This window comes from Methanobrevibacter sp., assembly GCF_030539555.1.
Classification (GTDB): Archaea; Methanobacteriota; Methanobacteria; order Methanobacteriales; family Methanobacteriaceae; genus Methanocatella.
In genome coordinates this window covers 1-12,535 of record NZ_JAUNXX010000038.1, presented here as the reverse complement: position 1 = coordinate 12,535, position 12,535 = coordinate 1, and the positions used below count along the sequence as shown (strand labels likewise).

Sequence of the window (12,535 nt, the reverse complement as noted above, 5' to 3'; positions counted from 1 at the left end):
TACTATTGAAAAATCACAAGAAAATCTAGACTTGTCAAAAGTCGAGAGAATTGTTAGACTTATTCGTGATGAAATAATCTTGGATAATATTTTAATTGAGAATGAAACTAAAATATTTCTTTTTAAATTGAAATATGGAAATATAAACGAAGATTTGATGGAAAAATTAAATCTTAATACAGTTTTAATTGATGTTTATGATATAATAAATAATCAACTGAACATTTTAGCTAGCATTACCAATATTTCAGATAGAAGCATTGAACTGTTCATCAATGGTAAAAAGGTTAAAACAAAAGTTTTAAGATTTCCCCAATATGATAATTACAGTTTAGGGCGCAAATATACTCAAAATTATTCTATTCAGGCAAAAATACCATTATCGACCAATGAAAAATATGAAATAGAATTTAAATCCGAAAATAAAAGTTTGAAAATTGATTTTTCAAGACCGTGTAATTTCTCCAGAAGTGTGGGATATGCCAAAACAAAAGATTTTTTAAGCATTCTTAAAAATGAAAAAATCATTGTGAAAAGAAAAACTGCCCTAAATTGGATTAATCAGGAATTAAAATCATTAGTTCATATGATAAAAAAACATGAAAAAGGTTTTGAAAAAGCAATCCCATTTAGAATAGCTTATATGATTGGATATCCGTTCTTTAAAAACAAAAGAATATGGTTTTACATGGACCGCCCGAATGAATCAGATGACAATGGAATTCATCTTTTTAAATATTCTGTTAAAATTAATGACAACATTGACAGATACTTCATTTTAAGCTCGGATAATGAAGATTTTGATGAAATTAAAAAGACAGGTCCGGTACTGAAATATAAATCTCTCAAGCATAGGTTTTTAGGACTATATGTTGAAAATATAATCTCATCCCATCCGGACAATGGAATAATATATCCATTTTGGGGAGGTTATCCGTTTTTTGCAGGACTCTTAAAATCAAATAACATATTTTTACAACATGGAATTCTTAAAGACAATATCTCCGGATGGTTGAATAAAAGAAATATGAATTTATCTTTCTTTTTAGTAAGTTCCAAAAGGGAATATGATTCAACTTTCAAATATCCTTACAATTACGACAAAGGTGTTGTTCAGTTAAGAGGCCTTCCAAGATATGATAATCTTGAAAACGTGGAAGACAAAAAACAGATTTTAATCATACCCTCATGGAGAAGATATCTGACTGGAAAATCAAATGAATTCATCAAGGAAACCGAATTTTTTAAAAGATTCAATTCATTGCTCAACAACGAGAAATTAATCGAAAAGGCAAAAGATTATGATTACGAGATTATTTTCAGGCCCCATCCTAATGTTTATAACTTTATAGATCTTTATGATGAAAATGATTATGTTAAAATAGACCATGACAAAACAAAGTTTCAAACATTATTCAATAACGGATCACTGTTAATTACGGACTATTCATCAGTAGCATTTGATTTTGCATATCTGCACAAACCCGTAATTTACTACCAATATGGCGAGGATTATCATTTTGATGTTGAAAATAGCTTTTTTAATTATGAAACAATGGGACTTGGAGACATTTGTAAAAATGAAGATGAATTAGTCGATTTGATAATAGAATATGTTGAAAACGAATGTTCAATCAAAGAGAAATACTCTAAAAGAATCGACGAATTTTTCCTATTTACAGATAGAAACAATTGTAAAAGGGTTCACGAGGCTATAAAAAAAATTCCTCTAAAGGATTAACTCCATATTACTCATTCCTCTTTCAAAACCGGCAATTTTTACTCTTTTTTTATTAAATACCTTAAAGCCTATTTTCTCATAAAGAGATTTAGCTCCCTTATTTCTAAAATCTGCATCAATTGTAACACGCTTATAATTTTTAGATTTAGCATAATTGATTACGTCACCTACAACTTTTCTTCCTATGCCCTGACCCCTCAAATTTTCATCAATTGCTATTTCAGCCAGATACAAATCATCATCTTCAATATCGCATAAGACAAAATGATCCAGGATATCTACAATTAATAATTTGGGTGATTTTAAATAGAACTTATGAGAAGTATCGGCAGTATAAATCATCAATACCCCTATAATCTCATTGTCATCATTTAAAATAACTTTCAAATAATCGCCCAAGCCACGTTTTGGCAGATCCCTAGCAATTGTTTCAATAGCCTTTTGGGGAGTTTTAAAAAGCATGTCAAATGTCCTGTAATCCACATCATAGACCAATTTAGCCACCTTAAAAACATCATGGATTTTAGGATTAAAAGTTTCATAAATCATATCAATCATTTTTTTACAATAGTAAGTGCAAACACTCCAGCACCAAATCCGTTATCAATATTGACAACTGCAATTCCAGGAGCACATGATTGAAGCATTGCATCAAGAGCAACTCTTCCGCCTTCACCTACCCCATAGCCAACAGAAGTAGGCACCCCAATAACGGGAACATCAACTAAACCTGCAACAACTGAAGGCAATGCACCTTCCATTCCAGCACATACAATAAACACTTTAACTCCTTCACGAACCATGTATGCAATTTGAGGAAATAATCTATGAATTCCGGCAACACCAATATCATAGGACGTGATGGCCTCACAGCCACCTTCTTCCACAATCACTCTTGCTTCTTCAGCAATATTAATATCTGATGTGCCTGCTGTGATAATTCCTATTTTTGCTAAAGGTTCTTTTTTTGAGATTTCCTTTCTGATAACTAAAATTTGAGCTCTTTTATTATAATCAAAAATAAATGAATTATCGCCCAAATCTTTAATGATTTTTACATATCTTTCATGAGATAATTTTGTAATAATTAAATTCTCGTCATTTGCTTCAAGATATTTTTTTATAATTAAAATTAAATCATCATAATCTTTACTAGGTGCGAAAATAGCTTCTGGAAAACCAGTACGTTCGTTTCTTTTAATGTCAAACTTAGCAATCTCATCGAATTCTAAAATATTTTCTGATTTCAAGAGATTTTCTGCTTCTTCAATGTTAATTTTTCCACTGACCAACTCTTCAAGAATATCTTTCATAGTATTATTTAAGATAAAATTTTATATAAAATTTAACTTAAATAATATATTTATGAAAGCCCAAAAGATTTTGACACAGGGAATAGTTCAAGGTGTGGGATTTAGACCATATGTCTATAGACTTGCATGTGATTTAAATCTTAACGGATATGTTAGAAACCTTGGAAATGTTGTTGAAATCATTATTGAGGGCGAGAATACTGACTTATTTATTAAAAGATTGGCTAATGAATTACCTCCTATTGCTAAAATAAATTCCATGACTGTGGAGGACATTAATTCAAAAGACTATTCTGATTTTGAAATCATTGAAAGCAGCGATTCATACTCAGGAATTAGTGTAATACCACCAGATATAGCAATTTGTGATAAATGTCTTGAAGAAATAAGAAATCCAAAGGATAGACGTTATAAATATCCATTTAATGCTTGCACCGATTGCGGACCCCGATTCACAGTTATTGAAAGTGTCCCATATGACAGAATCAGAACTTCAATGGACGAATTTCCTCTATGTGACCCCTGCCTTGCTGAGTACAAACAGCCTCTTAACAGACGATACCATGGAGAAGCGATTTGTTGTAGCGAATGCGGTCCTCAGATGGCATTTTATGATGGATTGAATAAAATCGATTGTGAAAATCCAATTAAAATGGGTGCAGACAAATTAAAAGATGGAGAAATATTGGCAATTAAAGGAATTGGCGGAACACACTTAGTTGTCGATGCATACAACGACGATGCTATTAAAGAATTAAGAAAACGTTTGAATCGTCCAAATCAGGCATTTGCTGTAATGAGTAAAGACTTAAAATCTGTTCAGGAGTATGCGCATTTATCCGAAAGGGAAATTGATACGATAACTTCAAATAAAAGACCGATTGTTATTTTGAAGAAAAAAGACAATTATCCATTTCCTGATTCACTGTCTCCAGGTCTCCACAACATCGGCGTAATGCTACCTTATTCCCCAATGCACTATCTGCTCTTTGATGAAAGTGATATTAATACATATGTTATGACCTCCGCAAATACCCCCGGAGAACCAATGATGATTAAAAATGAAGACATCATCAATGGCGTTAATGATTTTTCCCTAGTTCACAATCGTCAAATTTTAAATAGGTGCGATGATTCCGTAATAAGATTCAGAAATAATGAACTGTCCTTCATCAGACGTTCAAGAGGATATACTCCGGAACCCTATAAAATTAATTATGAAATTAATGATTTGAATGTGCTTGCTTTAGGTCCCGAACTTGATGTGACCTTTTCGATAGCCAAAGATGATATTCTATATCCTTCCCAACATATTGGGAATACAAATAAACCTAAAACATTAGAATTTCTAAAAGAAGCTATCGCCAATATGCAAAGAATTACTAAAATTAATGAATTTGATGTTATTGCATGTGATATGCATCCTCATTTCTTTACTACACGTTTAGCTTATGATTTAGCTGAAAAATATGGTGCTGAAGTAATGCCTATCCAACACCATCATGCACACTCCATCGCCCTTGCAAATGACAGTGCAGTTGATGAAATGATTGTGATAGCTGCTGACGGAGTGGGATATGGAAGTGATGGAACAAGCTGGGGCGGAGAGATTCTATATACTGATGTTAAAAATTTCGAAAGATTAGCTCATCTGGAAAGCCAACTTATGCCCGGAGGAGATATGGCAACAAAATATCCGGCGAGAATGCTTGCAAGTATCCTGAAAGATGAGGAATTGATTAAAAACTATTCATCTCATTTCAAATATGGGGAAATTGAAATTAAAAATATTTTTAAACAATTAGAATCCGGAATTAATGTTGGTAAAACTACAAGTACCGGAAGGGTTCTCGATTCAATTGCCGTTGCACTTGAAATATGTGATGAAAGAACATATGAAGGAGAATGTTCAATGAAACTTGAATCCTGTGCCTATTACTCTACCAATGATATTGAAATACCATATACCATTGAAGACAATCAACTAAATACTACAGAAATTTTAAGAGAAATTGTAAAATTATATCATAATGGCGTCAAAAAGGCAGATATTGCTCGTGCAGGTCAGATTGCAGTAGCCAGCGGATTAAGCGAATTAGCTATCGATGCCGCTGATAAGAAAAAAATTATGAACATTGGAGCTACAGGGGGAGTATTCTACAACGAGGCAATCACCAATACTGTCAAAAATTTCATTGAAAACAAGGAGTATAATTTCATCCAACATAAAAATACCTGTGCGGGAGACGGATCAGTATCTCTCGGACAAGCAATAATCGCTAAAAAAAAGTAAAAAAAGGATTGTTTGAATTATGTATATCAAACAATTAAATAATGGCCACAAAACGAAGTTATCTATTTTTTAAAGTTCTCTCAAGGATATATTCTGCCCTTTCTTTAAGATTGCCGTACAATCTTATTTGATTTTTCAACTCATCAATAGCTTCCAGCTGCCCATCATCAATTCTCTTTTCAATATCCAAAAGTTTTGACCATTCATCCCCTGATGGAAGTTGTAATGTATTAAGCATGTCGTCTGAGAGATTTACATCAAAAGTATTCCTATTAATTGTAATATGAATATTTACTTCATTTTGTAAATCATAGTATTTACGTGGACGGCCCCTCAATATTTTTTTATATGAAGAATTCAGAATACCTATTTCTTCCATAGCCCGCAAATGTTCTATGATTGCCTTTTGACCAATATCCAGTTCATTTGATATTTCACTAACAAACATGGGTTCTTCTCTTAAAAGATTAATAATATCTCTTCTAGTCTTACAACCCATTACATCAAGAATGTCTTCTTTATCAATCTCTCCTAATTGGTCATTATAGTTTCCTCTAATATCTATGTGGCCATTAGAAGAATTGACATTTCTATGATACCTATCATTTTTATTAATGTCATTACTATTAGTCATGATTATACATTATATCCCATACCATATTTAAAGTATTGTATTTTTATTACTCATTGTAAGAAAAAAGTCAAAATAATCGAAACCTTTATATAACTTTTTGTTACTATAATATAGTAAGAGAAAGATAACTTTTTGTTACTTTAATATTTGGTTCAGAAAAACTTGAAGTAATAACTCTGATTTAATGAACCATTTTCCTATATGTCCATAAATTCCCAAAACCTATATTAAAGAACTTAAAGAAAAAAATTCTCTGTAAAGAGTTATTACAATAGTTTTTCAAAAAAATGTGAATAGGGTGCCCATATGACTGATGAAAATAAAAACGAAACTGAAGTTGAAACTCAAGATAATCAAGAAGAATATGATGAACTTCTAGAAGAGTTAACTTTAAAAAATGAAGAGTTAACCAAACTCAAAGAAGATCTTGAAAAACAAGAAAATGAAACTCAAGAATATATCTCTCTATCACAAAGACTTCAAGCAGATTTCGAAAATTTCAAAAAAATAACCGATAAACAAAATAAAGAAATAATCAAATTCGCAAATGAGAATATCATAAAAGAGTTCATAGACTGTTATGAGGATTTCGGTAGAGTTTTAGAAATTAAAAATGATAAAGACTTACGAGAAGGAGTAGAACTCATCTACAGTAAATTCAGTGATATTTTAACTAAAGAAGGCGTAGAAGAAATTCCTGCAAAAGGTGAAAAATTTGATTTCACCCGTCATGAAGCGCTAATGACCCAAGAATCAGAAGATGTTGAAAATGGATATATTATAGATGAACTAATGAAAGGATATATGTACAAAGACAAAGTCCTTAAATACTCCAAAGTTATAGTATGTAAAAAATAATCAAGTTTATTAAATTATTTATAAAAAAAATAGGTGATAATTATGTCTGACGCTAAAAAAGAAAAAATTATTGGTATCGATTTAGGAACAAGTAATTCAGCTGCATCAGTACTTGTAGGAGGTAAACCAACTACAATACCTTCCGCAGAAGGTGCAAGCCAATACGGAAAATCATTCCCAAGTTATGTTGCATTTACCGAAGACGGTCAAATGTTAGTTGGAGAACCTGCAAGAAGACAAGCAGTAACCAACCCTGAAAACACAATCAGTGCTATCAAAAGAAGCATGGGTACAGACCACAAAGTAACCGTAAACGGTAAACAATATTCCCCACAGGAAATTTCCGCATTCATCTTACAAAAAATTAAAAAAGATGCTGAAACATTCTTAGGAGAACCTGTCGAAAAAGCTGTAATTACCGTACCTGCATACTTTGACGACAACCAAAGAACCGCAACCAAAGATGCCGGAACCATTGCTGGACTTGATGTTGTGAGACTCGTAAACGAACCAACTGCAGCAAGCCTCGCATATGGTCTTGACAAATCTGATGAAGAAGACATGAACATTATGGTATACGACCTCGGTGGAGGTACCTTAGATGTAACCATTATGGAATTCGGTGGAGGAGTATTTGAAGTAAGATCCACCAGCGGAGACACACAACTTGGTGGTACCGATATGGATAATGTCTTAATCAAATACCTTGCTGACGAATTTAAAGCTAAAGAAGGCGTAGATTTAATGGATAACGATCAAGCAGTACAAAGATTAAGAGAAGCTGCTGAAAAAGCAAAAATCGAATTATCCACCACTACAACTACCGAAGTAAACTTACCATTTATTGCAATGGGCAGTGATGGAACTCCTAAAAACTTAATCATTTCACTCACCAGAGCTAAATTAGAAGAATTAGTTGATTCCATTGTAGAAAAATCAGGTAAACCAATGCAACAAGCATTAGATGATGCAAAAATGAATAAAAGTGACATTGATAAAATCATCTTGGTTGGTGGACCTACAAGAATGCCTATTGTACAGAAATTTGTTGAAAAATTCATAGGAAAACCAGTTGAACGTGGTATTGACCCAATGGAATGTGTATCCATGGGTGCTGCAATTCAGGGAGGAGTATTGGCTGGAGAAATTAAAGACATCGTTTTATTAGATGTAACTCCTTTATCATTAGGTATTGAAACCTTAGGTGGAGTATCCACTACTTTAATCGAAAGAAATACTACTATCCCAACAAAGAAAAGCCAAGTTTTCTCAACTGCTGCAGATAATCAACCTTCTGTAGACATTAACGTATTGCAAGGAGAAAGAAAAATGGCTGCAGACAATACCTCACTTGGACGTTTCCAACTTGTTGGAATCCCACCTGCTCCAAGAGGAATTCCTCAAATCGAAGTAACTTTCGATATTGATGCAAATGGTATCATCAATGTAACTGCTAAAGACAAAGGAACCGGTAAGGAACAAGCAATTACCATTACATCATCAACTAAATTATCTGATGAAGAAATTGAACAAAAAATCAAAGAAGCAGAAATGAACGCTGAAGCAGATGCAAAAAGACAAGAAGAAATAGAAATCAGAAACAATGCAGACTCATTAATTTATACTTCAGAGAAAACCTTAGATGAACTCAAAGATCAAGTATCTGAAGATGAAAAAACTAAAGTCGAAGGACTTGTAGCTGAATTAAGAGAACTTATAGCTGGCGATGATGTTGCTGCCATTAAAGAAAAGTCTGATGAATTATCAAATGTAGTTCAAGAGATTGGTGCAAAAATTTACCAACAAGCACAAGCTGAAGCTCAAGCCCAACAAGCTACTGGACAAGACCAAGCTGGTGCTCCAGACAACGATGATGACACAATTGATGCAGACTATGAAGTAAAAGACGATTAGATTAAATAATAAAGTTTTATTATGTTGTTAGGATAATATAATAAATCAGAAATCAGAATCAATCAATAAACTAACAATAGATAAAACTATTATTTTTTCTATCTATTTTTTTTAAACTATCATTATAAGGTGAATAAATGGCAGACAAGCGAGATTACTATGAAGTTCTTGGAGTAGATAAAACTGCAGATGAAAAGACAATTAAAAAAGCTTATCGTAAATTAGCCAGAAAATACCATCCAGATGTTTGTGACGAGGAAGGTGCTGAAGAAAAATTTAAAGAGGTAAGTGAAGCTTATGCTGTCTTATCCGATGATGAGAAACGTCAAAGATATGACCAATTTGGTCATGCGGGAATGGATGGATTTACTGCAGAAGATTTCTATCAAAATGTAAACTTTGAAGACATATTCCAGGGATTCGATATTGGAAATATATTCGATATGTTCGGCTTTGGTGGAGGAAGCCGTAGCCGTGGTGGACGAACAGGACCTCAAAGAGGCTCTGACATTTATACTGAAGTTCCAATTACTTTAGAAGAAGCATACACAGGATGCGACAAAGAAATCAAAATTACAAGAAGCGAAATATGTCCTACATGTAACGGATCCAAATCCAAACCAGGCGTAGAACCTGAAACCTGTAAAGTCTGTGGTGGAACAGGACAAATAAAAGAAGTAAGCAACACATTCCTAGGACAGATGGTAAATGTCAGACCCTGCAGGGAATGTGGTGGTACAGGTAAAATAATTACCGAACCATGTGAAGATTGTCACGGTAAAGGAAGTAAAAGAAAAACTAAAACAATTAAAATTGAAATTCCTGAAGGAGTCGATGAAGGCAACCACTTAAGAGTTTCAGGTGAAGGAAACTGTGGCGAAGCTCCTGGTCTTGAAGGAGATTTAATCGTTACAGTCCACATTAAAAGGAATAAACAGTTTGTCCGTGAAGGGGATCACTTATATATGGAACAGCAAATCAGTTTCCCACAAGCCGCTTTAGGTGATTTAATAAGTATTCCTACCATTGAAGGAAAAGAAGTTGAATTTAAAGTCACACCAGGTACACAAAGTGGAACTGTATTTAAATTGAGAGGCCAAGGTATGACCTCATATAGACATTCCGGCAGAGGAAACATGTATGTTACAGTTAACGTTGTTGTTCCTAAGAAATTGAATTCAAAACAGGAAAAATTGCTTAAGGAATTCGCTGAAATAAGCGGTGATGAAATTAAGCATGTTGAAAAAGGAATCTTTGACAGAGTTAAAGATGCAATGAAATAGATTAGCATTTTGCTAGTTTGTTTCCCATCCTTTTTATTAATTTTAGATGCAATTAAAATCATGATTTAAACTTTTTTTTAATGAATAATAATATCAAACTACAATATTTTTGATAATCCTCTGAAAAATACTATTTTTAACTAGAGTAATGTAGATAATGAAAAGATAATTTGGTAAAAAATTTAATTACCCGAAAACAGGAATTATTAGGATTGAATTTTCATCCCCTCTACTTAGTTTTTCAATTAATTATATGGCCAGCACCATAAAAACAATTAATAAAAATTAGTGAAAAATTCATTAAAATAGAGTTAGCTTTAAAAACAGCAAATATTAATTTAATGCCATACATGAAAAAATAAAAAAAGTATAGAGATTAAAAATCTCTATTTTTTGACTACAATTTTAACAGATTTTGTAGATGCTTTGTAATAGGTATTACCTGCAAATTTAACTTTAGCAGTCCAAGAACCAACTTTAGTTAATTTAGTAATTTTAAATGTAGCTTTACCATTTTTAACAGTAGCAGAATATTTTTTACCTTTAACTGTGATGGTAACTTTTGCACTCTTAATTACTTTACCTTTGCTGTCTTTTAAAGTTATTGTATATTTCTTGGTTTTGACACTAGCTTTAAAAGTCTTTTTAGCGGCAGTTATTTTAGTTGCTTGTTTGGTCAATTTAATGGTTGTAGATGATGAAGCTTCAACATAATTACTATCTTTGAAGGAAATAGTAATCTTTTTGTTTCCAGTTTTAGATGCAACTAGTTTATATTTAATTACACCATTTTCATCAGTAGTATAATTTTTAGTTTTACCATCAAATGTAATTGCAACGGATTTACCTGCAACACCGACATTAATTGTGTCGACCAAAGTTATTTTATAGTAATAACCACTTTTAACAGCAGTCAATAATACGGTTGGATTAGCTGCATTATATATTTCAGTTGGTCTAGGATCAACAGTAATATAACCGTTAAATGATTTGGATCCATATACATCGTTTCCATAGAATGTAGCTACAACAGCATATTCTCCAGCAGCATAATCAATGTAGAATGGAGCAATACCTTTTTGGTCTGTAAGTTGTGAATCAATTACAGTTCCATTAGCGTATGATAAAACAATGGTTACATTAGTAATTGGGTTTCCATTTTCATCCATTGCAGTGACATAATAAACTTCACCGTCATCATAGAACATGTTTACATCCACAGCGGATAAAACAGTTTTTAAAGATGGAGTGATGTTAGCGATAACTGCACCGGAACCTGCATTAGCAATTGCAGCAGTACCTACAGAGTTTTTAGCTTTAATATTATCGTTTTCAACAGTTGAATCAGTATTGCCTAAATCAATTGCATATTGACCTGTACTTTCAATGTAATTGTCAGATATGACCGCATTAGCGCCTGAAAGTTTGATTGCTTCAATTTCATTTACAGTATATCCTATGGTCTTATTGCCTTCACCTGAACCTAATGCCCTAATTATGTTTCCGGAAATGGTATTGTTTTTAGAGCCGGAATAAATAGCAATAGTGTAATTACCTTCAGCAATTACAGTGTTGTTAATAATATCTTCATTAGCTCCTCCAATGTCGAATACATTAACGTAATATGCTTTACCGTAAAGTTGGTTGCCAACATACTTAATATCCATTCCAGTAGGGTCTCCCCACATCATTGAATATACAGTATAAGCCACATCAGGAGCGATTGCAACAAGAGTATTGTTTTTTACGACACCACTTGCACCTGCATCAGGATTAATAGCATAAGCACAGTATCCGTCAGCGATTGCATATACAGTGTTATTTTCAGCTGTGAAATTGGTTGATACAATAATCATTCCATAAACATATGTATGACCACTAGCTTCAATATGATTATTTGAAATCATGGAATTCGCTGAATCAACTAAATCAATAACATATATTGTATCGTCACTGCCTGTGAAATTATTATAAACAACAGTTACAGTATTACCATCAAATATAGCGCCTTCACTATCTTTAATTACAATACCTTCACTGTAAGGAGTTCTGACATAATTCCAGGAACCTTCCGGTATTTCAGGCCAATCAACATGAGCGGAAACTAAAGACAAATCGAATGTATTATTTTTTATTACAAGAGAATCTATTCCATCAGCCAATATTGCATTAGATTGAGTAGTTCCATTATTTTTACCAACAAACGCAATAGAATTATTTTCGATTACTAAATCATCAGTGTCTACTGCAACAATAGCATAATTATCAATTGCATCAGTGTTAACATTTACATTAATTTTGTTGCCGGCAATTGACACTTCATCACTACCTTTTACAACTTGAATTCCAATATCGCTAGCTGAAATAGTATTGTTTTCAATTAATGCATATCCTTTAAGGGTTATGCCCATACTGTTTTTAGATAATAATGGATCACCAGTGCCTTCAGATCCAATATTTGAACCTTCAGCGGAAATGGTGTTATTTTTAATATTTGCA

General features: G+C 32.7%; 9 protein-coding genes. 5 read left to right on the top strand and 4 right to left on the bottom strand.

The annotated features are described in order from the left end of the window. A partial coding sequence (locus tag Q4Q55_RS07380) for a CDP-glycerol glycerophosphotransferase family protein (protein WP_303372184.1) occupies nucleotides 1-1,741 on the top strand: 1,741 nt, incomplete at its 5' end. On the opposite strand, the gene Q4Q55_RS07375 is transcribed toward Q4Q55_RS07380, so the two are convergent. After that, nucleotides 1,730-2,290, bottom strand: a complete 561-nt coding sequence (locus Q4Q55_RS07375; RefSeq protein WP_303372183.1) for a GNAT family N-acetyltransferase — start codon at nucleotides 2,288-2,290, stop codon at nucleotides 1,730-1,732. The two genes, Q4Q55_RS07380 and Q4Q55_RS07375, sit on opposite strands and share 12 nt — an antisense overlap. Before the next feature lie 5 nt (nucleotides 2,291-2,295). Then, nucleotides 2,296-3,054 carry a nickel pincer cofactor biosynthesis protein LarB gene (gene larB, locus Q4Q55_RS07370; protein ID WP_303372182.1) on the bottom strand — a complete coding sequence of 253 codons (759 nt, stop codon included), beginning with the start codon at nucleotides 3,052-3,054 and terminating at the stop codon, nucleotides 2,296-2,298. Nucleotides 3,055-3,106: 52 nt separating this feature from the next. Between larB and hypF the strand changes: the two genes are divergently transcribed. Beyond that, entirely contained in the window at nucleotides 3,107-5,347 is a 2,241-nt protein-coding gene (gene hypF / locus Q4Q55_RS07365; RefSeq protein ID WP_303372181.1) for a carbamoyltransferase HypF, read from the top strand. A gap of 58 nt (nucleotides 5,348-5,405) precedes the next feature. Here the strand turns inward: hypF and Q4Q55_RS07360 are convergent, their stop codons facing one another. Continuing rightward, on the bottom strand, nucleotides 5,406-5,981 hold the full coding sequence (locus Q4Q55_RS07360; protein WP_303372180.1) for an ArsR family transcriptional regulator: 576 nt from the start codon (nucleotides 5,979-5,981) through the stop codon (nucleotides 5,406-5,408). 306 nt (nucleotides 5,982-6,287) lie between these two features. On the opposite strand from Q4Q55_RS07360, the gene Q4Q55_RS07355 reads away from it, so the two are divergent. From Q4Q55_RS07355 to dnaJ, 3 genes are all read left to right on the top strand, one after another. After that, complete coding sequence (locus Q4Q55_RS07355) at nucleotides 6,288-6,839, top strand: nucleotide exchange factor GrpE (RefSeq protein WP_303372179.1); 552 nt, start codon at nucleotides 6,288-6,290, stop codon at nucleotides 6,837-6,839. Nucleotides 6,840-6,881: 42 nt separating this feature from the next. Then, nucleotides 6,882-8,753, top strand: coding sequence for a molecular chaperone DnaK (dnaK, locus tag Q4Q55_RS07350; RefSeq protein ID WP_303372178.1), 1,872 nt, complete (start codon nucleotides 6,882-6,884; stop codon nucleotides 8,751-8,753). Nucleotides 8,754-8,890: 137 nt separating this feature from the next. After that, nucleotides 8,891-10,036, top strand: a complete 1,146-nt coding sequence (dnaJ, locus tag Q4Q55_RS07345; protein ID WP_303372177.1) for a molecular chaperone DnaJ — start codon at nucleotides 8,891-8,893, stop codon at nucleotides 10,034-10,036. Nucleotides 10,037-10,422: 386 nt separating this feature from the next. Here dnaJ and Q4Q55_RS07340 read toward each other — a convergent pair. After that, the coding region (locus Q4Q55_RS07340) for a hypothetical protein (protein WP_303372176.1) at nucleotides 10,423-12,535 on the bottom strand (2,113 nt) is incomplete at its 5' end.

Excerpts from the sequence above, each read along its gene's own strand:
- Q4Q55_RS07355 (WP_303372179.1), top strand. The coding sequence starts at position 6,288 with ATGACTGATGAAAATAAAAACGAAACTGAAGTTGAAACTCAAGATAAT.
- dnaJ (WP_303372177.1), top strand. The coding sequence starts at position 8,891 with ATGGCAGACAAGCGAGATTACTATGAAGTTCTTGGAGTAGATAAAACT.
- larB (WP_303372182.1), bottom strand. The coding sequence starts at position 3,054 with ATGAAAGATATTCTTGAAGAGTTGGTCAGTGGAAAAATTAACATTGAA.
- hypF (WP_303372181.1), top strand. The coding sequence starts at position 3,107 with ATGAAAGCCCAAAAGATTTTGACACAGGGAATAGTTCAAGGTGTGGGA.
- Q4Q55_RS07360 (WP_303372180.1), bottom strand. The coding sequence starts at position 5,981 with ATGACTAATAGTAATGACATTAATAAAAATGATAGGTATCATAGAAAT.
- Q4Q55_RS07375 (WP_303372183.1), bottom strand. The coding sequence starts at position 2,290 with ATGATTTATGAAACTTTTAATCCTAAAATCCATGATGTTTTTAAGGTG.
- dnaK (WP_303372178.1), top strand. The coding sequence starts at position 6,882 with ATGTCTGACGCTAAAAAAGAAAAAATTATTGGTATCGATTTAGGAACA.